Genomic DNA, 20,738 nt, shown 5'->3' with positions numbered 1-20,738 from the left:
ACCAACACCTAATTTCTGGGCGATTGCAGCTAAAGATTCGTGCGAGTTTGAAAGTACATAATCAATTGCTTGCTGTTTAAATTCAGGACTTGAGCAGCATTGCTGCGCAAGATAGCCATTTCTTGAATCTCCAAAGATTAAAGTTACGTTATCTTTAGAGGGACGTGCTGTCCATTATTTTGTCTAGGATCACAGAACGATATTGATCAAACCAGCCCTTGGGGTTAATTCTGATCTTATAAAAAACGCGCTTTATGCGCGTTTTTTTACTTTTAAAATTTTATACCCCACGCCAATCTACTCGCGCATTACGCTCATTGCGATACATCTTTTGAATATATTGTCCCAATGGCAAATCGGCCAGATGACTTTGATATTCTCGATATTCATCCGACATTGATTCAAAGCTTTCCCGTTCCCACGGCGTTCCCGGAATGGCCAATAAAGGGGCCAGAATCGAACAAACCGCAATATCGGCCAGAGAGAAACGTGAACCGACCAGATAAGGCCCGTCTTTTTCTATACGGATCTGATTCAGTTGCTCGACCGAATTCTTAATATATTGTTTTGATTGTTCCAAGGTTTCCGCAGTCAAAGCATAACCCTTGGTCAGAATGGTTTTGAGCAAGGGCTTGGAGAATTTTTCAAACTGACGCAAATAACCCTTTTCTCCAATCAGAATATCCATCGATTCATGATCATAAGATAAAGCCTGAGCCAGCATCCAGCGACGCACATGACGTCCCAGTTCCTGAGTCATTTCATCAATATCCAATGCCTGCTGACGTAAGTTCCCTTCTGCAGGTAATAAACGATGTTCGGGATATTGCTTATCCAGATATAAGGCAATCTTGGTCGTGTCCGCAATCCACTGTTCCCGATCGCGCAGAATCGGTAAACGGTTTTGTCCGGTTTTCAGGCGGGCAAAGGCACGATGGGCACCCGGCATCAGATTTTGCGCAACATATTCCAGCTCTTTGTAATCCAGCATCCAGCGTGCCTTTTCACAAAAATGAGAAAGTGGAAACTGGTATAAAGTGCGCATGTATTCTCCCTGTGGACGGAACTGATGTTTGTTTATATCAGACTTTATAATATTGAATACTTTAGTGATTCAATCTGACAAAAACAATCGGCTTTTCTATCATTTTCACGCTACTCATCATCGGATAAAGAAATCCTGTTTGCATTGGACCATCTGAATTTTAAGTTGGATAAATACAAATTTAGGAAATACCAAATGATGAACCAGGGGATTGTCATAAAGCATCCTCATATCAACTGACTTTATCGGTACTTTCATGTAAAATCACTGGCAATTTTTATATAACGCTTTGTGAGTTATTTCATGGGTTTTAATTGTGGTATTGTAGGCCTGCCAAACGTTGGTAAATCTACGCTTTTCAATGCATTAACTAAAGCTGCAATTGCTGCAGAAAACTTCCCATTCTGTACGATTGAACCAAACACCGGTATCGTGCCTGTACCAGATCCACGCCTGGACAAACTTGCAGAAATCGTAAAACCTCAACGTGTGGTACCAACCACCATGGAATTCGTAGATATCGCAGGTCTGGTGGCTGGTGCTTCCAAAGGTGAAGGTCTGGGTAACCAGTTCCTGGCCAACATCCGTGAAACGGATGCCATTGCTCACGTAGTACGTTGTTTCGAAGACGAAAATGTGATTCACGTGAATGGCAAAATTGATCCGTTAGATGACATCGCGACCATCAATACTGAGCTAGCACTGGCTGACCTGGAAACTGTGACTAAAGCCGTGACTCGCTTAGCGAAGTCTGCAAAAGGGGGCGACAAAGAAGCAATCGCAACTAAAGCAGTTCTCGACAAAATTCTTCCTCTTCTGGACGAAGGCAAACCTGCCCGTGCAGCGAATCTTGATGAGGATGAACGTAAACTGGTTCGTGGTTTTGGTCTGTTAACTCTAAAACCAACCATGTACATTGCTAACGTGGCTGAAGACGGTTTTGAAAATAACCCACACCTAGATGCAGTACGTGAACTGGCTGCTGCTGAAAATGCAATCGTGGTTCCGCTCTGCAACCAAATCGAAGCAGAAATTTCCCTGCTGGAAGATGATGAACGTGCTGAATTCCTGGAAGCCATGGGTATGGAAGAACCAGGTCTGAACGTAGTAATCCGTGCAGGTTATGGTCTGTTGGGTCTGCAAACTTACTTTACTGCCGGTGTACAGGAAGTTCGTGCATGGACTGTGAAAGTCGGTGCAACTGCCCCTCAAGCGGCTGGTGTGATCCATACGGATTTCGAAAAAGGCTTTATCCGCGCTGAATGTATTTCTTATGAAGACTTCGTTCAGTACAACGGCGAAGCAGGTGCTAAAGAAGCTGGTAAATGGCGTCTGGAAGGTAAAACCTATATCGTTCAGGACGGTGACGTGCTGCACTTCCGTTTCAACGTCTAAATTGAAGCCAAGAAAAAGCCCCAAATCTGGGGCTTTTTTATGTATGAATGAAAATTATTTGCTGATCATTTCGGAAAATGTCTCATCCTGCTCCATCAGCAGGCGCTGTTTACGTGCTTCAAGAAGTACTTTCTCTTCCAGTTCCTTGCGAAAGCCAAGTAAAAACACCAGTTCCGCCAGTACAAATAAAGGGCCAATTGCCAGACCAATCAGATCATCCATAAAGGCCGGCTTTTTCTTTTCATAAACGTGACCGACGAACTGAAATGCCCAGCCCACAATAAAGATAAATACACTACTGCTTAACCACAGATTAGTCTCCCACTGTGCGATCCCATAGGCATAGGGATAAGCAAACATAAAAATAAAAGACATCAATAATGCAAAAAATACATCAATTGTCAGATAGTAAAGAATGGATACTGTTAATACTACTAATGCCAATGTCAGTTCATAGCCTGACAGAAAAACGGAAGCCCGTACGGTCAAGCATATGACTGAAAAAACAATGAGTGGAATCCCAATAAAATGCGTGGTGACATTTTTCCGATCAAGATGATAAGCTGCATACTGACTTAATAATCGTTCCAATCTGGTCATATTATTCTTCCTTGTCTGGTCATCCATTGCACTATAATCTAAGTCAAATTTGTAAGTTGTCAGCTGGATGACAACCCTTTAGCGCTCGGAGCATAAAAATCAGTGGAAGAAAAATATCTGATTGAATTAAAAAAGAATAACTGGTTCTCAAAATTACCCGAATTATTTCAAAGTCGTCTGTTAGAACAAGCGGGAATCGTTTCCATTGAAAAAGGACAAGCCCTATTCTATGCAGGTGATCTCTTTGACGGGATTTATGCCGTATTGGAGGGAGCTATCGGCTTAGGTGTCACCGATATTCATGGCAAAGAAGCTGTTTCCGTGATTGCTGAACCCATCATCTGGTTTGGTGAAATTTCACTGGTCGATCAGCAGCCACGCTCGCATCATGCCATTGCCAGTAAAAAATCATTATTACTGCATATTCCAGCGACATTTATTCATCAATTACTGGAAGAACATCCTGTTTTCTGGTTCCACCTGAGTCAGCTCATGAGCCAGAAACTGCGTTATGCCCTGCTCGAACTGTTTTCCATCCAGACCCAGACCTTGCAGCAACGCCTGGCACAACGTCTGCTATTTATTCTTCACGGTTATGGCAATCATCAAGTGATTGAAACCCAGACCATTCAACTATCCCAGGAACAGCTGTCACAAATGTTGATGTGTTCACGCCAGACCATCAATCAGGAACTGCAACAACTGGAAAAAATGCAGATTTTAAAACTTGCATTTAAACAAAACGAGATTCTGGATCTTGCCAAACTCAAGCAACTTGCCAGCACCCAGATTTATTAATTTTTTATCTTACAAAAAATCAGGCTGAGTATTTAACCCAGCCTTATTAATCTCGATCTATCTAATTATTTCTTCGGATCGGTATTGCCTAGAGCAGGATTGGCAATCGCGTCTCCACACTGCTTTTTATCACGTTCATAATCGGCCTGTTTCTGTGCTAGGCCATTACTATTTTCAGCTGTGGTTCGTGCCCAGATTTCCAGACTGGTTAAAGCTTTACGGCATAGTGCATATTTGCCTTCTGTCACCGAATCGGTCATTTTCACATTGATGCGCCAGTCCGTGCTCAGCTTACGCGCTGGCTGGCGAACTTTGGTATCCAGCTGATCGATCTGCTTATTATACACCAGCGGATCAACTTCATTGATGAATTTCCAAGCTTCATTGGCATAGCTGGTGGCATCATTGCTGAGCTTCGGCGCTGGCTTGATTTCTGGTGCTGGCTTGCCCTCTTCACTTCCGCAGGCCTGTAGCAGCAATGCTGTGCTGACTAAAGCAACATTTAACAAGGAACGGGTCTTGAACATTAACATTATCAGGCTCGCCATCTTAAACAATTCGGCACTATGCTAGTAAATTCACGTACAATACTCAATTACCATTTGACCCCTTGTTCAACTCTCCCATCAAGGTGTGCTGTGTCCGAATTTAACCAACACGCTGTAAAACCAGCCAGTTTTTGGCAAGGCGCCAAAGACAGCCAAGCGATTATTTTTACTTACTTGCCCGTATCTTTTGCTTTTGGGGTTTCTGCAACCCAGTTTGGCTTTAGTGCCTGGGAAGCTTTATTTCTCTCCTGTTCCATGTATGCTGGTGCCAGCCAGTTTCTGGTCGTGGCTTTGCTTGGTAGCGGTACGTCTATCTGGATGACCGCACTCACCGTGATTGCACTCGATATCCGTCATCTGCTTTATGGCCCAGCCTTACAAAACCTGATTCAGGATCGTCTCAATCTGAAAAAAACTGCAATCTGGGCCTGGGGACTGACCGATGAAGTATTTGCTTCTGGTATGATCAAATTGTCTCAACGGCGTCAGGAATGGTCGGAATCCTGGATGCTGGGCCTGAGTTTATTTAGCTGGCTATCTTGGGCCACTGGTTCATTCTTAGGTGGATTATTTGCCGATCAAGTCAGTCACTTACCGCAATTTTTACAGGCAGCACTAGACTTCCTGTTGCCGGCCCTGTTCCTGAGCTTCCTGCTGGCAGCCTTTGAAAAGAAACATACTTTTGTCGTGGCTGTAACCATTATCGTTTCCGCAATAGCCTGCTACATGATTGACCTATCTGCGGCGATCTTTATTGGTATCAGTTCCGGTATTCTGGCTGGGCTGTTCAAGCATTATGTGTTGAAACGTCCCGATCCTGAGTATCTGGGAGAAGAGCTATGAGTTTAGAAATTATTCTGGTCGGGATTATTGTCGGGATTGCCAATTTCTCCTCCCGTTTTGGTCCTTTTTTTGTGATTCAGAAATTGCAGCAAGGCACACAAAAACGTGGTGCGCTATGGCTGAAAATTGCCTTGGGTGCGATCGGGATTTCTGCCATTAGTGCCATGCTGGTGGTCGCTACCCTGCCACCTTTACTGGAAACGCCAGATAAAAGCGTGGCGATGCTGGCCGGCTTTATTGTCCTTACCGCTCTATATTTCAAGTTCAAGCGCATTGTCATGGCGACCTTAACTGCCGCACTGACTTATGGTTTGATTTATACTTATGTACCAATTCATTTTTAAAAATTAAATAAATATATAAAAGGCTTATGCTACATTCAGACATAGGCCTTTTTTAATGAAAAATAATAAATAGAGACATTCATATGTTCGAGCCAAAACAGGTTGTTGAGGGGAAAATCTTTATTCATCAACGCTGGGATGAACCATTACAATATTCACGTAGCAGTTTGCCTGCCTGTTATTTTGAATGTTTTATCCATGCTCAGAACTTTGTGGGTCATTTCCTCGAAGTACATGCTGAATCAAACCCAGCAGATCGTCCATTTACATCCTCAGAATGTGCTCTTTGGTTATTGGAGTTTAAAACAGCGCATATTACCGAATGCGCTACAACTATTTGGCTTTGTATTTGCCCTGCTAATGTTCTTCTTTTCCCTTGCAGCATTTTCTGTTGGTCATTTCCAGTTAGGTAAGGTAATGCTAGATGCCTTAGTACTCTGTCTTATAGGACTTGGATTATTCACCATTGGCTTTGTCCTTCCTTTTGCCCTTCCATATCTCTGCTGGCAACGTTATCAAACCATGAAACTCCTACGCTTGCTGGATTTAAGTCCAGAGCAGATTCTTAAAATGGAAACACAAAACCCGCAAAATCGGATTTATCATTTAAATCCTGTAGCTGATGTCATCCAGCAATCAGCCTGATTTAAGTATTAAATTTCTATTAACTTTATAAATAAAACTGTTGGCCAATATCACAATTTTGTATGAAACTTGGCTTATCTAAGCATTGAGTTCTGCTATGCTAAAAGCCTATAAAATCAAGCATGGATGATTTACATGAGCGTGACGATTGGTACCCCATTACAGGCTTCAGCCTTTAAGGTTTTATTACTGGGTTCAGGCGAACTGGGCAAGGAAGTGGTCATTTCCCTGCAACGTCTGGGTGTAGAAGTCCATGCTGCTGACCGTTATGATCATGCACCAGCCATGCAGGTTGCTCATCAGTCGCATACCTTGAACATGGCGGATCCTGAAGAACTGCGTAAACTGATTGATCAGGTCCAGCCAAACCTGATCGTGCCGGAAATCGAGGCGATTGCGACTCAGGTACTGGTGGAAATTGAAGAGCAGAATATTGCCAGTGTGATTCCTTCTGCAAAAGCGGTGAACCTGACCATGAACCGTGAAGGCATCCGTCGTCTGGCAGCGGAAGAACTTGGCCTGCCAACTTCAGCTTACCGTTTTGCCGATTCTCTCGAATCTTTCCGCGCAGCCTGTGATGACATTGGTTATCCAAACTTTGTAAAACCGGTAATGTCGTCTTCTGGTAAAGGCCAGTCCCGCGTAAAAAGCTTTGCAGAAGTCGATGCTGCCTGGGAATATGCGCAAACCGGTGGTCGTGTAAATCAGGGTAAAGTGATTGTCGAATCACAAATCGATTTTGATTTTGAAATTACCCTGCTGACGGTTCGTGCCAAAAATCCAAAAACTGATGAAATCGAAACCTCTTACTGCGACCCAATTGGCCACCGTCAGGACTCCGGTGACTATGTTGAAAGCTGGCAACCACAGCCAATGACACCGGCTGCATTGGAAGAAGCGAAACGAATTGCCAATAAAGTCACCACTGCGCTTGGCGGTTGCGGTATTTTTGGGGTAGAACTCTTTGTCAAAGGTGACAAAGTGTGGTTTAGTGAAGTATCACCTCGTCCACACGACACAGGTCTGGTGACTTTGGCATCTCAATTCCAGAGCGAATTTGAACTGCATGCGCGTGCGATTCTGGGTCTGCCAGTCAATACAGCTCGTCATAGCGTTGCAGCCAGCGCAGTGATTTATGCTGGTGTAGATGACAAGAACCTGTCTTATTCTGGCCTGAATCTTGCTTTAGCTGACGGCAACACTGACTTGCGCCTGTTTGGTAAACCGGAAGGTTTCAAACGCCGTCGGATGGGTGTGGCCACTGCACGTGCTGAAACCACAGATCAGGCACGTGAACTTGCACAACAGGTGGCTCAACAAGTCAGTGTGAACCAAAACTAAGTAAGCTGAAATAAAACGGACGACTGTTCATGATCAATACCCTGCCATTGCTGAATTACACCAAAAGCATCCATGACATTAAAGCCATCAATGAATGGCGTAGTGATGTGGAACACCAGCTGCAGGAGTATTTTGAAAATGGCGAACCGATCCGTAACATTATTCGCACCCGATCCAGTCTGATTGACGAAGCGCTTGAATTCCTGTGGCAGCATGCCGGACTTGATCAGACTGATTTAGGCCTGTTTGCGGTCGGTGGCTACGGCCGCCGTGAAATGCTGCCTTATTCCGATGTTGACATCATGATCCTGTCTGAGGATGAGATTACCTCAGAACAGGAGCAGCTGATTTCCACTTTCATTTCATCGCTTTGGGATGTGGGTAATTTCAAGCCGGGTATCAGCGTACGTACCATCAGTGAATGTGTGAATCAGGCCAGCAGTGACCTGACGGTTGCCACTACCCTAATTGAAGCTCGCCTGATTACCGGCAATGAAGGTCTGGCAAAATGGCCACGCCGTATCGTGTCACAGTCTTGGACCGATAAGACTTTCTTTGATGCCAAGATGGAAGAGCAGCAAAAACGCTATGCTCAGCACAACAATACCGAGAGCAATCTCGAACCGGATATTAAAAATGCACCGGGCGGTCTGCGTGACATTAATCAGATCGGCTGGATTGCCAAACGCCATTTCCGCGTCAACCGGATTTACGATCTGGTCCATCTCGGCTTTATTTCCGAATTTGAACTCGCAGTCTTAGAAGAAGCTGAGAGTTTCCTCTGGGAAATTCGCCATCACTTACATCGCATGACCAAACGCGATGAAAACCGCCTGCTGTTCGACTATCAGCGTGATATTGCAGCAAAATTTGGCTATGAGCGTGAAGAAGGCCAATCACCGAACTACCCAATCGAACAGTTCATGAAGCGTTATTACCGCAATGCCCAGCAGGTATCAACGCTGAATGAAATGCTGCTGGCCTATTTTAATGAATCGGTGATTACCCCACGCTTGCCGAACTATGAGCGCAAGATTGAAGAAATTAACGAGAACTTCAAGCTGGTGGATGGCAAGCTGGCGGTTCAGCACCATAAAATCTTTTCGGAAAACCCAGCTGCCATTCTAGAACTCTTCTATCTACTGGCAAACCGTCCGGAAATTGAAGGCATTCGTGCCCGCACCTTGCGTCTGCTCATTCTGGCCGCTAAACGTATTGATCACAATTATCGTAACAATCCAGCCCATCAGGCGCTGTTTATGGCAATTATCCGTTCGCCTTACCGCCTGTATGAAACGCTAGTGGCGATGAAACGCTATGGCGTGCTGGGTAATTATATTCCGGCCTTTGGTCAGATCATCGGTCTGATGCAGTATGACCTGTTCCATATCTACACCGTTGATGCACATACCCTGCTGTTACTGCGCAACCTGAACCGCTTTAAAGAGCCTGAATTTGCCCGTGATTTCCCGGTCGTAAGTTCCGTATTCCAGCGTCTTGGCCGTCGTGACATCGTGTTCCTGGCTGCGCTATTCCATGACATTGCCAAAGGTCGTGGTGGGGATCACAGCGAACTCGGTGCTGAAGATGCGATTAATTTCTGCCGCGCGCATGGCTTTACCGAACGTGAATGCAATCTGGTCGCCTGGCTGATCCAGAACCACTTGCTGATGTCGATGACCTCGCAGAAGAAAGACATTTCCGATCCGGATGTAGTGAAAGAATTCGCCGAACTTATGGGTGACATGGAGCATCTGGACTATCTCTATACCCTGACTGTTGCCGATATCAATGCAACCAATCCAAAACTCTGGAATACTTGGCGTGCATCCCTCATGCGTCAGCTATACACCAGCGCGCGTGACGTGATTCGTTCTGGTCTGGGGCGTCCAGTGGATTATCAGATGCTGATCGAAGATACCAAATTTGCTGCTAGTGAATTGCTGGTACAAGATTTCTCACTGGCGGAAGTGGAGAAAGTCTGGCAGGAACTTGGTGATGATTACTTCGTCAAAGAGTCAGCAGATGAAATCGCCTGGCATACCCGTGCCATTCTGGAACATGGGGACAACCCTGAACCACTGGTGCTGATGCGTGCCCACCATAAATTCGCTCAGGATGCGGTACAGATCTTTATCTATACTCAGGACAAACCAAACCTGTTTGCAACCACGGTGGCGATTCTGGACCGTATGGATCTGGACGTACAGGATGCACGGATTATTACGGCAGCCAAAGCCTTTAGCCTGGATACTTATGTGGTGCTGGATCGTTTCGGTACTTTGCTGACCGATCCGGAGCGCGAAAGTAAAGTCATTGAATCGCTAAAAACAGCCCTGAGTCAATCTGACAAATATCCTGGCCTGATGCAGCGCCGTATTCCGCGCTTGCTGCGTCACTTTGACATTGAAAATACAGTGGATATCAACCTGAATCCAGTGCTGAACCAGAATATGGTCGAAATCGCTACGCTGGATCAGCCCGGCCTGCTTGCCAAAGTCGGTGGTCTGTTTATGATGCGTGGTCTGGATATCCATTCTGCTAAAATTGCCACACTGGGCGAACGTGCCGAGGACATTTTCTTCGTCACCAAGAAAGATGGTCACCCTATGACACCTGAAGAATCCGCTGAATTTGCAGCAGCCCTGAAAGCTGCACTGGATGAAGCCTCTCATCAGGTCAGTAGTCAACACTAAACATTAAAACGCGGTAACTCATTCATGAACTCTAGCTTGTCTTTATTGCATCCTTATCCATTTGAAAAGTTAAATAAACTTTTTTCGGATATTAAGCCTGCGGATCTGCCTTTAATTCCCCTGTCGATTGGGGAACCAAAGCATCCGGCTCCTGAGTTCGTGAAACAGGCGATTATCGACAATTTTCAGCATCTGTCGACCTATCCAAACTCGAAAGGTCTGCCTGAGTTACGTAGCAGTATTGCCAACTGGCTGACTCGCCGCTTTAAGCTGAACAGCATCAGTGCAGATAGCAACGTGTTGCCAGTATCCGGTACCCGTGAAGCGATTTTCTCTTTTGTACAAGCGCTGATTAAACGTGAAGATGCCCCTTATGTGGTGATGCCGAATCCGTTCTATCAAATCTATGAAGGTGCAACCCTGCTTGCAGGTGCGAAGCCATACTTCATTAACTGTACTGAAGAAAATAACTATCTCGGTGACTTCGATGCGGTTCCTGCAGAAGTCTGGGAAAAAACTGCATTACTGTTTGTCTGCACACCGGGTAACCCAACGGGTGCAGTGCTGTCTAAAGAACAGTTTAAAAAACTTATTGCGCTGTCGGACCAATACGGTTTTGTGATTGCATCAGACGAATGTTATTCAGAACTGTGGTTTGATGAAGCACCAACTGGCCTGCTAGAGGTTTGTGCTGAAATCGGCCGTGATGACTATAAAAACTGTATCGTTTTCCACTCACTGTCTAAACGTTCCAACCTGCCAGGTATGCGCTCAGGCTTCGTCGCTGGTGATGCAAGCCTGTTAAAACCGTATCTGCAATACCGTACTTACCACGGTGCAGCAATGCCGGTACAACATCAGCTGGCATCTATTGCCGCTTGGGACGATGAAGCGCATGTCGAAGAAAACCGCGTACAATACCGTGCCAAGTTTGACCTGTTTCAAAAAGAACTTGGTCACCTGCTACCACTGAAAAAGCCGGATGCTGGTTTCTACTACTGGCTGAAAGTTGATAATGACGAAGCGTTTGCTAAACGCTTGATGGAACAGGCTCATATCAAGGTACTTCCTGGCCGTTACCTGTCTCGCGATACCGAACAAGGCAATCCTGGTGAAAACCATGTACGCCTGGCCTTGGTTGCTGATCTGGCACAATGTAAAGAAGTGATTAAACGACTCAAATCGATTCTCTAATCACATCACACTAATATAAAAAATCCACTGTTGCTACAGTGGATTTTTTATTGGAATGTCATGCTGCAAGGTATAGGTCAGATTCTGGTCCACGCCGCGGATCGGTTCCAGCTTAGCTGCCATCACGGCATCCTTAATCTTGGCATCCACCACCTTCAGACCTGAACTTTTGATGATCTCCACCTGCGTAATCAGACCACTATGCGCAATCACGGTCATTTTGATGGTGGCTGTTTTGGCACGCTGCAGTTCAGCATCAGTAAATTTTAGATAGGGTTCTTTCAGCCAGGTCACTTCATAATGCTGTTTCTTTGCGAGCAAATGTGCAGGCACCGCATTATCCACCTTAGGTGGTGTATAGGTCGGCACGGGCTGCTTGAGTGTATTCAGCAACTGCTGGACTTTTTGATCAGCTTCACTTTGTGCATAGACAGAAGGAATTAATAGTCCAATAGCTAAGCTACACAGCAATTTTTTGAATATTGGTAGAAATGACATGACCATATGTGGGTAGATGAGATCAGGCGGCCTTAAGACCGCCATAAATATAAGTCATTATAGGGCTTTTTCGATCTCGGCTTCTAGCTGTTCCGGCTTGGTGGTCGGGGCAAAACGATTCAAAATTTTACCATCACGGCCAATCAGAAACTTGGTAAAGTTCCATTTGATGCCATTGCCGAGAACACCTTTGGAATTATTGGTCAGGTAACGGAAAATCGCATGCGCTTCCGGACCTTTGACATCAATCTTGGAGAACATCGGGAACGTTACCCCATAGTTCTTCTGACAGAAGGCTCCAATCTGCTCATTTGAGCTTGGATCCTGCCCCCCAAACTGGTTGCATGGAAAGCCGAGCACCTCAAATCCCTGGTCTTTATATTTCTCATATAGTTTTTCCAGTCCGGCAAACTGCGGGGTAAAACCGCACTTGCTGGCTGTATTCACGATCAATAAGACCTTCCCCTCATAATCTGAAAATTGTTTTATTTTTCCATCTAACAATTCAGCTTCAAACTGATATATGTTGGTCATGGATAATTTTCCTCATCGGTTTTTTCTTCTGTTTTTAATTCTAATGAAGCGGAGTTCACACAGTAGCGTAGTCCAGTTGGCTGTGGCCCATCCGGAAACACATGCCCCAAATGTGCGTCACAATAATGACAAACAATTTCAGTTCTCACCATACCATGCGAGGTATCGGTATGCTCTTCGATTGCAGCGCTATTAATTGCCTTGTAAAAACTTGGCCAGCCGCTGCCGCTGTCATATTTGGTTTCCGACGAAAATAAAGGGGTACCACAACAGCGACAGACATAAGTGCCTGCCTGCTTGGTATTCCAGTACTTACCGGTGAATGCGGGTTCAGTCCCTTTTTGACGAGTGATACGGAACTCTTCCGGCGATAACTCTCTTTGCCATTCTCTGTCTGTTTTACTGAGTTTTCCCATGATACGTCCCTTTCTATCTTTCTATTTAAAATAGGATAATCCTATATTTACGTGATTCACTTTAAATTTTCTAGTGTTTATTTCACAATTTACAAAAGATATATAATCCACTAAAAAGCAAAAAGTAAGCAAAATAAAACACAAAAGTAAGCAAATTATCCAATAAATGCTTTTTTGAAGATTGTTTTAGTGGTAGGCTTAGGACTAAATTTTCTCAGGATTAAAAAATGTCGCAAAAAAAAAGCGTAATTTTTAAAAATCTGTTGCCTGTGATCAGAAAATATCAGCAGCTTGGATTTACGCATGAAAAAATTGTTGCATTACTCCGAGAGGAACATAATCTCGATCTAGTCACCACTGAGACATTTAAAAGCTATTTATATCGTTATGCAAAAGTGACCTCCACGCCTACTGGGAACATCAAAATGCCGAACACTCTCCAAAACCGTCGCGAAATCAAGAAATCGTCTAAGCTTGAGCATGTATGCTACGACATTCGCGGACCTGTGTTACGAGCGGCCAACGAGATGGAGGAAGCCGGACATAAGATTATCAAACTAAATATTGGTAACCCTGCTCCATTCGGCTTTGAAGCACCGCAAGAAATCATTAATGATGTGGCACTGAACCTGCCAAATGCAATTGGTTATACCGACTCTAAAGGTATTTTCCCGGCGCGTAAGGCGATCTGTCAGTATTATCAGCAGAAAGGCATTCTCAATATGCATGTCAATGATGTGTATGTGGGTAATGGCGTATCTGAACTAATCGTGATGGCAATGCAGGGTCTGCTCGATGACGGCGATGAAATGCTGATTCCAATGCCGGACTATCCACTGTGGACAGCAGCTGTAAACCTGTCAGGCGGTACTGCGATTCACTATAAATGTGATGAAGAAAACTTCTGGTATCCAGATATCGCGGATATGGAAAGCAAGATCACCCCGAATACCCGCGGGATCGTGATCATCAACCCGAACAACCCAACGGGTGCAGTTTATCCACGTCATGTATTGCAACAAATCGTGGATCTGGCGAAAAAACATGACCTGATCCTGTTTGCGGACGAAATCTACGACAAGATTATCTATGACGGCATTGAGCATGTGTCTGTGGCTTCACTGGCAGGTGATCATCTGTGTGTGTCTTTCAACGGTCTTTCGAAAGCCTACCGTATTGCCGGTTACCGTTCTGGCTGGATGGCAATTACCGGTGATAAATCCCGCGCAACCGACTACATCGAAGGTCTGGACATGCTGGCATCAATGCGTCTGTGTGCCAACCATCAGGCTCAATACGCGATCCAAACAGCCTTGGGTGGTTACCAGTCGATTAATGACCTGATCCGTCCAGGTGGTCGTCTATACGAACAGCGTAATATTGCCTGGGAAATGCTGAATGACATTCCAGGTGTGACCTGTGTCAAACCAGAAGGTGCGATGTACTGCTTCCCTCGTCTTGATCCGGAAATCTACCCGATTGAGGATGATGAGAAACTGATGCTTGATCTGCTGCGTGCCGAGAAAGTGTTATTGGTTCAAGGTACCGGCTTTAACTGGCCAACCCCGGATCACTTCCGCGTGGTATTCCTGCCAGCTGAAAATGAACTGCGTGAAGCACTGACCCGTTTAGGCCGTTTTCTGGCGAAAATGCGTTAATTTATACGATGTAAAAAAACCGCGTTTTAAACGCGGTTTTTTTATGCCTTCTATTTAGCTTGTATATCTTTTAATGGATTGCCAAAGCGTTTCAGATATTCAATCCCGAGCTGGCGTGAACCTTGGTCATTGATGTGATTGTCGTCCTTCAACCGGTATAAAGGTACATGATTGACCATGATCTGGCAGACTTTTTCATCACAGATTACTTTGTTCGGATCAATCACTTTTAGATTTGGATACTGCTGTTTTGCTTCAATCAGAATCTGGTTAAAAGCTTTGAGATGCATTTCATAACTCTTTCGAGAAACCGTACATTGAGCATGACGATGCAAGATTTCACTGCGGATATTACAATCCGATGGAACATCCTCCCAGTCCAGTCGTGGCACATCATTCAATAAAACGACCTGATCAGCAGCTTGATGTGTGATTTCCAAAGCCTTCATCAATCCTGCTTTAAAAATTTCTTTTTGGTCTTGGTGTATACCATCTTTTAAGCGTACTTCATCACTAAAATACGGTGCATAAGACCCAGCTAAAATGATCATCGGGTAATGATTTTCTGCTAAATACTTAGTCAATGCTTCATTGCGCTGCTGGAACTTGCTCAGTTCATCCCAGTGATTCTGTTTTAGGTCAAAACGCTGCACACCAGGCAGATAGAAAGTTGAGCTTTGCGCGATGTCATAGCCACGTAAATTGGCATCTTTGGCCCATTCATCCAACATGGCGGTATAAGCATTGGCATGCGAGTCACCAATTAACAGGAAATCAATCTCTTCTTTATGTGCTCCCAATACGCAATCTTGTGCCTTCGGTAAGGTTTCAGGAGCTGTGTCCATACAATTACTACGGATTACATGCGCATAGGCATGTAGAGCTTTTTGTTGGGAATACACTGACGGCGAAAAACGTTCTGGAAAACCTTCATGCTGCTTCACCATCTGGGCAAAACTGACAAAGCCAATTGCTGGTAGCAGAAAGCCCAGAATTATCACTTTGTAATTGGCTGCCATCACAAACCGTTTTAGCGGTTTTTCTGCCAGCCGGTAAGTCAGAAATGCTAATAGTACTGACAATAAGATAATGATGATCTGGTTTTCCATATTTAAAGGCAACATGTAAATGCCGAACAATACAATGATCGGCCAGTGCCACAGATAGAGCGGATATGAAATCTTCCCGATCCAGGTACTCAATTGATTGCTCAACAGGATATTGGTTGCAGGAAGCGATTGTCCCAGATAAATAATCACTGCTGTGGCTAGGCATGGAATCAGTGCCATCAGTCCGGGAAATGGCGTTTGCTCATCAAAATATATAGCTACTGTGAAAAGAACTATGACCCCAAGCCAGATCAAAACCTGTAATAATCTTTTCGGTAATTTCAGCTGTGGCAGACAGGTGATTAATGTCCCGATCAATAGTTCAAATGCCCGTACCGGCATACTGTAATAGGCTTTGGCTGAATTTTCAGCCAGTCGATACTGGGCATAGAACAGTAAAGCAATAATAAGCGTACTGATTAATAGCCAAAGATATTTGCGTGAGGCTTTGCTTAAAAACAGCCATAAGATTAAGGGCCAGAAAATATAAAACTGTTCCTCTACCCCCAAAGACCATAAATGCAGCAGCGGTACATTTTCCACATTCGGGCTAAAGTAATCCCCTACCTCATTACGCATATACAGGTTGGCCATCAGAACTGTGGCATACATGACGCTTTTAAAATATTCGGTCAGTTCGCCTGGGAACATCACCTGCCAGGCGATCAAGCTAACCATAGTCAGGACAGTGAAATAAGCGGGAGCCAAACGCACAACACGCTTTTTATAAAATCGTGCCACGGAAAACTGTTGTGATTGCATATCACGCGTCAGAATCGTGGTAATCAAATAGCCGGAAATAACAAAGAAGATATCAACACCAATATAGCCGCCGGAAAACAGTGACCAGCCTAAATGGTTGAAAATGACCAGTGATACTGCAATGGCACGCAGCCCATCAATATCTGGCCGATAAGCAATGCTCATAAAGTTCGTAAAAGCGGGAGATGCTTTATTTTATGCTTTTCATTGCTTGAATTGTGTTCTTTTACATTTATCTTACATAGCCGCTTTATTTTAATTCTTCAGCTTTTAGATAAGGATAGGGATTGGCTGCACCTTTCCCGCTCAAATAAATACCATAGTGCAGATGCGGTGGCGTGGTTTTAGCATTCCCGGTATTTCCAACATAGGCAATCACTTCACCCGCTTCGACCCAGTCACCTTCCTGAATATGCTCGGCATAATCCTCCAGATGGGCATAGTAATGATTAGTAAGTTCAGGCCCGGTAATCCAGATCACTTTACCACCTAAATTATTGGTGCCAATCTTCCTGACGATGCCGTTGGTGGCACTCAGTACAGGCGTACCGTGTTTGGCAAAAATATCAATTCCCTCATGTTGCCGCCCTTCACTCCGTGCAGCACCCCAAGTGTCGTTGAGCTGTCTTTGCTTCACACCTTCTACTGGAATAGTTAAGGGTTGGGATAATGGATCTTTCCTCAACAGCCAGTATAAATAAGGGCTTTTCCAACCCGCAGCCTGCCCCGATGGTGGTGGTTCACAGCCAGTCAGACTAACCAAGATAGAGATTAATAATAAGGAAACCGTCAGATGCTGCACTACTTATTCTCATTTGCTTTTCTGCTTTAAATGATCTTATGCAATTCGGTTTAGACTCACGTCCTGTTCTTGTAATTTTTCTTCGCGATTATTTGAACATTCAGATTCCGTATAAACAACAAAACCCTCGATCGAGGGCTTTGTCTAAATACCTGGTATTCCTATTAGGGACTATTTACGTTTTTTTGCCCGTGATGGTTTAGATTTTTGCGGTTGTTGCTGTTGCTGTTGTTCTTCGTCCTGCATAGACTCCTTCTTGTCCTTTTGCTGAACTTGCTTATGTTTTGACTGAGATCTAGCCATACCAACTCCTGAGAGACTTTTCTCTATTACACAAGATCGTATGACTTACTCTAGCTGGTCTTTTAAATATTCCAATCTAAGAGCTGTATCAAAATACGTGAATGTAAAAAATGAAATCTTAAAGGAATGACTTTAATATGAATAATTCATTTACTCGGTTACGAAAACTACATGTTTTTACATGAAAAAACAGGAAGAAAAATCTTCCTGTTGTTGAAAATTAGATATCGCAATACTTCAAGAATGTCTCAGGGATTCAAAACTCTAAAAATTATAGCGAACACCCAGCTTATAAATTAAACCATCCAGATCAACTGCATGCAGTTTTCCTGCTGCACAGTCTCCATCAATACAGATACGGGTTTTGCGGTTATATAGCCACTTATAGCCTAATGTGCCAAATAGATCGACTTGTGCAGATGGCTTAAAACCCAACTCGGCATTAACAGGTACCGTGATATATTTTAGTTCGACCTTGGTTTTGCCTAGATCTGGATCAGTATCCTTATCTTCCATATAGGCATAACCCACACCTAAAGAGCCGGCAGTATAAAGGTCATTGTTCTCATAAAATTTGTATTTATATCCGACTGTACCTTCACTCGCCCAGAATTCATCTTTCATGTAGCTATATTCAGCCCAGATACTGGCTCTCGGATGACTATGATATTCCAGGTTTACAAATGCACCATTAAAGCTCTCGTCTTCGAACCAGTCATGTGACTTCATATTAAAGCCTGAATAGCCCACTGCCACACCAATATTATATGGTTTGCTTTGATACCCATAAGCAGGTGAATTTGCCTGTGAAGTTACAGAAATGACCCCAATTACCCCGGCTAAAATTAATTTTTTCATAAGATCTCTTCTTTATTATTAAGCGTTTAAGATACTAATTTATTGATCAAAAATAAATCAAGAAATAATCAAATCGGGTAAAAATTCTTAGATGGATGGCGGAGTTCCTCTCCCCCATAATAAAGTCAATCCCGTCTTGATTCCGCTTGAAAAGAACACGTATGAAAAAAGAAGTTTTTATCTCTGTTGATATTGAAGCCTCTGGTCCAATTCCGGGCGAATATGACATGCTCTCGTTTGGCATGTGCCGGATTGATCAACCTGAAGTTCAGTTTTATTGTGAATTACAACCTGTCTCGTTTAAGTTCAATCCTAAAGCCTTAGAAGTTGCAGGATTTGATCTAGAGGAATTGGCAAAGACCGGTCTTGAGCCAGCAACAGCCATGCAGAATTGCACCCAATGGCTAAAAGAAAATCTTTTAAAATCCGAAACACCGATCTTTGTGGGATTAAATGCCAGTTTTGACTGGTCATTTATGAATTATTATTTTCATAAATATACCGGTAATAATCCATTCGGTGTAGCGGCTCTGGACCTTAAGTCCATGTACTTGGGTGCTTTTGGAAGTACCTGGCTGGAAACCCGAGCAAAAAATATGATTGAGGTTTTAAACCCTGAATCGCGTGGCAATCATAATGCGCTACAAGATGCGATCTTTCAGGCGGAGCTATTTCGTTTAATTATGGACAAGATAAAACATTGATTCACTTACTTTGAAGAAGCAGATAAATGATCAATAGTGTGATAATTTTATGGTTATATCTGTTTAGGCTATTAAAAATAATTTGAGATTCACAACATTTTCAGGTCATCTTCCCGCATAATAGCAACCTATAAATTCACCCTTTTAGATTTCACTGGGAGATCACGACCTTTCCCCGCCAGAAGAAATCTGCTCATTTTATTTTGTATTTATAGAAGTTTTTTCCTATGAAAATCGTCATTCTAAATAAACCATATGGCGTCCTCTCCCAGTTTCGTAAAGACGAAGCCCACATGACGATGTCTGATTTCGTTGATGATCCTACCTTACGTCTGGCGGGTCGTCTCGATATGGACTCAGAAGGTTTGGTATTCCTGACTGATCATGGTGGCTTAAACCAGTTCATCACCAATCCTGCCAATAAAAAATTCAAAACCTATCTGGTTCAGGTCGATGGAGATGTCACTGAAGAAGCACTGGAACAACTGCGTAAAGGTGTTGAGCTGAAAGATGGCATCACCTTGCCAGCGAAAGCCATCAAAGTTCAGCAACCAGAATGGCTATGGGATCGTGATCCTCCGGTACGTTACCGTGCATCCGTGCCGACATCTTGGGTAGAAATCTCGATCTGTGAAGGCCGTAACCGTCAGGTACGTCGTATGACAGCAGCAGTGGGTTTTCCAACTTTGCGTCTGATCCGTACCAAAATCGGTTCGATTGATCTGGTTCAACTTGGTCTGCAACCAGGTGAAACCAAAGAGATTGAACCTTTACTGTATCCAGACTTTAAAGATGTGCCTGAAGAACAGCCATATCGCTCACGTTCTTATGTGAAAAAGCCAGGCGGCACTGGAGGCAAACCAATCAACAAGAAGGTGAATAAAGACGGTACCAAGAAAAAATCAGGTACTCCACGGATCTGGCAAATGGAAGAAGGTGAAAAATCACGTCGCAAAACCAATGGTACCACCCGTCCAAATACTAAGAGCCGGGGCCGTCGTCCTCGCTAATTCGATGATTCCTTAAAGGGTGCTACAGCGCCCTTTTTATTACATAAATTAAATCGTTTTTATTTTTCAATTGATTAGAATAATACCAAGTATTCATTTTGCGATGAGTCTCATGAAAAAAATAATTTTAACTTTAGCTGCAACTATGCTTCCTACTTTTAGCTTTGCTAATCCTTTAAGTGTTCATGTATTGAATCAGGAAACTGGCTTACCTTCTGCCAATGTGGCTGTGATTTTAGAAGCTCAACAAGGTGAGAAATGGGTCAAACTGAATGAAGCCAAAACAGATAAGGATGGCCGTGTAAAGGAGCTTTATCCTAAAGAGACTGCATTACAGAAAGGTGTTTACAAGATAACGTTTAAAACTGGGGATTGGTTTAAGGCAAATAATCAACGGACGTTCTTCCCAGAAATTCCGGTAGTCTTTGTAATTGATGGCACTTTGGACCATTATCATATTCCGCTGTTGTTGAGTTCTTATGGTTACTCGACATATCGAGGAAGTTAGTTATAAGGATTCTATCTTTGCGATAGGAGCGCTTGTATTATCTTGAAGTTGAATATTAAGAATAGGCCTCTTTCATAAATCAAAAAACGAACAATCTATTGTTGGTTTTTTGATTTATGAAAGAGGC

22 protein-coding genes are annotated in these 20,738 nt (G+C 43.7%); 12 read left to right on the top strand and 10 right to left on the bottom strand.

Annotated features, from left to right (window positions below):
* Positions 1-280 precede the first annotated feature (280 nt).
* Positions 281-1,045 (bottom strand): glutathione S-transferase family protein, encoded by a 765-nt coding sequence (locus GW12_RS04005; protein ID WP_034583729.1) that lies wholly within the window; start codon positions 1,043-1,045, stop codon positions 281-283.
* 303 nt (positions 1,046-1,348) lie between these two features.
* Between GW12_RS04005 and ychF the strand changes: the two genes are divergently transcribed.
* On the top strand, positions 1,349-2,440 hold the full coding sequence (gene ychF, locus GW12_RS04000) for a redox-regulated ATPase YchF (RefSeq protein WP_034583727.1): 1,092 nt from the start codon (positions 1,349-1,351) through the stop codon (positions 2,438-2,440).
* A gap of 54 nt (positions 2,441-2,494) precedes the next feature.
* On the opposite strand, the gene GW12_RS03995 is transcribed toward ychF, so the two are convergent.
* Positions 2,495-3,040, bottom strand: coding sequence for a DUF962 domain-containing protein (locus tag GW12_RS03995; RefSeq protein ID WP_034583724.1), 546 nt, complete (start codon positions 3,038-3,040; stop codon positions 2,495-2,497).
* A 102-nt stretch (positions 3,041-3,142) separates the two neighbouring features.
* On the opposite strand from GW12_RS03995, the gene GW12_RS03990 reads away from it, so the two are divergent.
* A complete protein-coding gene (locus GW12_RS03990; protein ID WP_034583721.1) occupies positions 3,143-3,838 on the top strand; it encodes a Crp/Fnr family transcriptional regulator in 696 nt (231 codons plus the stop codon).
* Positions 3,839-3,903: 65 nt separating this feature from the next.
* Here GW12_RS03990 and GW12_RS03985 read toward each other — a convergent pair whose 3' ends face one another.
* The gene (locus GW12_RS03985) at positions 3,904-4,371 is read right to left on the bottom strand and encodes a hypothetical protein (RefSeq protein ID WP_034583719.1); all 468 of its coding nucleotides are present in this window, start codon (positions 4,369-4,371) and stop codon (positions 3,904-3,906) included.
* A 105-nt stretch (positions 4,372-4,476) separates the two neighbouring features.
* On the opposite strand from GW12_RS03985, the gene GW12_RS03980 reads away from it, so the two are divergent.
* The 6 genes from GW12_RS03980 to dapC all read left to right on the top strand — a co-directional run bounded on the left by GW12_RS03980 (position 4,477) and on the right by dapC (position 11,449).
* Positions 4,477-5,229 carry an AzlC family ABC transporter permease gene (locus GW12_RS03980; protein ID WP_034583717.1) on the top strand — a complete coding sequence of 251 codons (753 nt, stop codon included), beginning with the start codon at positions 4,477-4,479 and terminating at the stop codon, positions 5,227-5,229.
* A complete protein-coding gene (ygaH, locus tag GW12_RS03975) occupies positions 5,226-5,573 on the top strand; it encodes an L-valine transporter subunit YgaH (RefSeq protein ID WP_034583714.1) in 348 nt (115 codons plus the stop codon). The genes GW12_RS03980 and ygaH overlap by 4 nt, the downstream gene beginning before the upstream one ends.
* Before the next feature lie 198 nt (positions 5,574-5,771).
* The gene (locus tag GW12_RS15850; RefSeq protein WP_171077659.1) at positions 5,772-6,218 is read left to right on the top strand and encodes a hypothetical protein; all 447 of its coding nucleotides are present in this window, start codon (positions 5,772-5,774) and stop codon (positions 6,216-6,218) included.
* A 126-nt stretch (positions 6,219-6,344) separates the two neighbouring features.
* On the top strand, positions 6,345-7,559 hold the full coding sequence (gene purT, locus GW12_RS03965; protein ID WP_171077660.1) for a formate-dependent phosphoribosylglycinamide formyltransferase: 1,215 nt from the start codon (positions 6,345-6,347) through the stop codon (positions 7,557-7,559).
* Positions 7,560-7,588: 29 nt separating this feature from the next.
* Entirely contained in the window at positions 7,589-10,255 is a 2,667-nt protein-coding gene (gene glnD, locus GW12_RS03960; protein WP_034583708.1) for a [protein-PII] uridylyltransferase, read from the top strand.
* Between the two features lie 24 nt (positions 10,256-10,279).
* The gene (gene dapC, locus GW12_RS03955) at positions 10,280-11,449 is read left to right on the top strand and encodes a succinyldiaminopimelate transaminase (RefSeq protein WP_034583706.1); all 1,170 of its coding nucleotides are present in this window, start codon (positions 10,280-10,282) and stop codon (positions 11,447-11,449) included.
* Between the two features lie 33 nt (positions 11,450-11,482).
* Here the strand turns inward: dapC and GW12_RS03950 are convergent, their stop codons facing one another.
* The 3 genes from GW12_RS03950 to msrB are packed head-to-tail and all read right to left on the bottom strand — an operon-like array spanning position 11,483 to position 12,897.
* Positions 11,483-11,947 carry an energy transducer TonB gene (locus GW12_RS03950; RefSeq protein ID WP_034583731.1) on the bottom strand — a complete coding sequence of 155 codons (465 nt, stop codon included), beginning with the start codon at positions 11,945-11,947 and terminating at the stop codon, positions 11,483-11,485.
* Between the two features lie 57 nt (positions 11,948-12,004).
* The gene (locus GW12_RS03945; RefSeq protein ID WP_034583704.1) at positions 12,005-12,481 is read right to left on the bottom strand and encodes a glutathione peroxidase; all 477 of its coding nucleotides are present in this window, start codon (positions 12,479-12,481) and stop codon (positions 12,005-12,007) included.
* Positions 12,478-12,897 (bottom strand): peptide-methionine (R)-S-oxide reductase MsrB, encoded by a 420-nt coding sequence (gene msrB, locus GW12_RS03940; protein ID WP_034583702.1) that lies wholly within the window; start codon positions 12,895-12,897, stop codon positions 12,478-12,480. Before msrB ends, GW12_RS03945 begins: the two co-directional genes overlap by 4 nt.
* A 227-nt stretch (positions 12,898-13,124) precedes the next feature.
* Here msrB and GW12_RS03935 point away from each other — a divergent pair, with 227 nt between their 5' ends.
* Positions 13,125-14,555 (top strand): pyridoxal phosphate-dependent aminotransferase, encoded by a 1,431-nt coding sequence (locus GW12_RS03935; protein ID WP_034583700.1) that lies wholly within the window; start codon positions 13,125-13,127, stop codon positions 14,553-14,555.
* Positions 14,556-14,605: 50 nt separating this feature from the next.
* Here GW12_RS03935 and GW12_RS03930 read toward each other — a convergent pair whose 3' ends face one another.
* The 4 genes from GW12_RS03930 to GW12_RS03920 form a co-directional block, all read right to left on the bottom strand.
* Positions 14,606-16,591, bottom strand: a complete 1,986-nt coding sequence (locus GW12_RS03930) for an acyltransferase family protein (protein ID WP_034583697.1) — start codon at positions 16,589-16,591, stop codon at positions 14,606-14,608.
* A gap of 85 nt (positions 16,592-16,676) precedes the next feature.
* Positions 16,677-17,228 (bottom strand): M23 family metallopeptidase, encoded by a 552-nt coding sequence (locus tag GW12_RS03925; protein ID WP_034583694.1) that lies wholly within the window; start codon positions 17,226-17,228, stop codon positions 16,677-16,679.
* Between the two features lie 171 nt (positions 17,229-17,399).
* Positions 17,400-17,531: a hypothetical protein gene (locus GW12_RS16085; RefSeq protein WP_264673516.1), complete on the bottom strand. Its 132-nt coding sequence runs from the start codon at positions 17,529-17,531 to the stop codon at positions 17,400-17,402.
* Positions 17,532-17,795: 264 nt separating this feature from the next.
* Positions 17,796-18,389, bottom strand: coding sequence for an outer membrane beta-barrel protein (locus GW12_RS03920; RefSeq protein ID WP_034583691.1), 594 nt, complete (start codon positions 18,387-18,389; stop codon positions 17,796-17,798).
* 161 nt (positions 18,390-18,550) lie between these two features.
* On the opposite strand from GW12_RS03920, the gene GW12_RS03915 reads away from it, so the two are divergent.
* From GW12_RS03915 to uraH, 3 genes are all read left to right on the top strand, one after another.
* Positions 18,551-19,093, top strand: coding sequence for an exonuclease domain-containing protein (locus GW12_RS03915; protein ID WP_034583688.1), 543 nt, complete (start codon positions 18,551-18,553; stop codon positions 19,091-19,093).
* A gap of 227 nt (positions 19,094-19,320) precedes the next feature.
* Positions 19,321-20,103 (top strand): pseudouridine synthase, encoded by a 783-nt coding sequence (locus GW12_RS03910; RefSeq protein WP_034583686.1) that lies wholly within the window; start codon positions 19,321-19,323, stop codon positions 20,101-20,103.
* A 112-nt stretch (positions 20,104-20,215) separates the two neighbouring features.
* The gene (uraH, locus tag GW12_RS03905) at positions 20,216-20,611 is read left to right on the top strand and encodes a hydroxyisourate hydrolase (protein WP_034583683.1); all 396 of its coding nucleotides are present in this window, start codon (positions 20,216-20,218) and stop codon (positions 20,609-20,611) included.
* Positions 20,612-20,738 lie beyond the last annotated feature (127 nt).

This window comes from Acinetobacter sp. HR7 (assembly GCF_000773685.1).
Classification (GTDB): Bacteria; Pseudomonadota; Gammaproteobacteria; order Pseudomonadales; family Moraxellaceae; genus Acinetobacter; species Acinetobacter thermotolerans.
The sequence above is the reverse complement of the archived record's forward strand: the minus strand, read 5'-3'. Positions and strand labels throughout refer to the sequence as shown.

Excerpts from the sequence above, each read along its gene's own strand:
- GW12_RS04005 (WP_034583729.1), bottom strand. The coding sequence starts at position 1,045 with ATGCGCACTTTATACCAGTTTCCACTTTCTCATTTTTGTGAAAAGGCA.
- ychF (WP_034583727.1), top strand. The coding sequence starts at position 1,349 with ATGGGTTTTAATTGTGGTATTGTAGGCCTGCCAAACGTTGGTAAATCT.
- GW12_RS03995 (WP_034583724.1), bottom strand. The coding sequence starts at position 3,040 with ATGACCAGATTGGAACGATTATTAAGTCAGTATGCAGCTTATCATCTT.
- GW12_RS03985 (WP_034583719.1), bottom strand. The coding sequence starts at position 4,371 with ATGTTAATGTTCAAGACCCGTTCCTTGTTAAATGTTGCTTTAGTCAGC.
- ygaH (WP_034583714.1), top strand. The coding sequence starts at position 5,226 with ATGAGTTTAGAAATTATTCTGGTCGGGATTATTGTCGGGATTGCCAAT.
- GW12_RS15850 (WP_171077659.1), top strand. The coding sequence starts at position 5,772 with ATGCTCAGAACTTTGTGGGTCATTTCCTCGAAGTACATGCTGAATCAA.
- purT (WP_171077660.1), top strand. The coding sequence starts at position 6,345 with ATGATTTACATGAGCGTGACGATTGGTACCCCATTACAGGCTTCAGCC.
- glnD (WP_034583708.1), top strand. The coding sequence starts at position 7,589 with ATGATCAATACCCTGCCATTGCTGAATTACACCAAAAGCATCCATGAC.
- dapC (WP_034583706.1), top strand. The coding sequence starts at position 10,280 with ATGAACTCTAGCTTGTCTTTATTGCATCCTTATCCATTTGAAAAGTTA.
- GW12_RS03950 (WP_034583731.1), bottom strand. The coding sequence starts at position 11,947 with ATGTCATTTCTACCAATATTCAAAAAATTGCTGTGTAGCTTAGCTATT.
- GW12_RS03945 (WP_034583704.1), bottom strand. The coding sequence starts at position 12,481 with ATGACCAACATATATCAGTTTGAAGCTGAATTGTTAGATGGAAAAATA.
- msrB (WP_034583702.1), bottom strand. The coding sequence starts at position 12,897 with ATGGGAAAACTCAGTAAAACAGACAGAGAATGGCAAAGAGAGTTATCG.
- GW12_RS03935 (WP_034583700.1), top strand. The coding sequence starts at position 13,125 with ATGTCGCAAAAAAAAAGCGTAATTTTTAAAAATCTGTTGCCTGTGATC.
- GW12_RS03930 (WP_034583697.1), bottom strand. The coding sequence starts at position 16,591 with ATGAGCATTGCTTATCGGCCAGATATTGATGGGCTGCGTGCCATTGCA.
- GW12_RS16085 (WP_264673516.1), bottom strand. The coding sequence starts at position 17,531 with ATGGCTAGATCTCAGTCAAAACATAAGCAAGTTCAGCAAAAGGACAAG.
- GW12_RS03920 (WP_034583691.1), bottom strand. The coding sequence starts at position 18,389 with ATGAAAAAATTAATTTTAGCCGGGGTAATTGGGGTCATTTCTGTAACT.
- GW12_RS03915 (WP_034583688.1), top strand. The coding sequence starts at position 18,551 with ATGAAAAAAGAAGTTTTTATCTCTGTTGATATTGAAGCCTCTGGTCCA.
- GW12_RS03910 (WP_034583686.1), top strand. The coding sequence starts at position 19,321 with ATGAAAATCGTCATTCTAAATAAACCATATGGCGTCCTCTCCCAGTTT.
- uraH (WP_034583683.1), top strand. The coding sequence starts at position 20,216 with ATGAAAAAAATAATTTTAACTTTAGCTGCAACTATGCTTCCTACTTTT.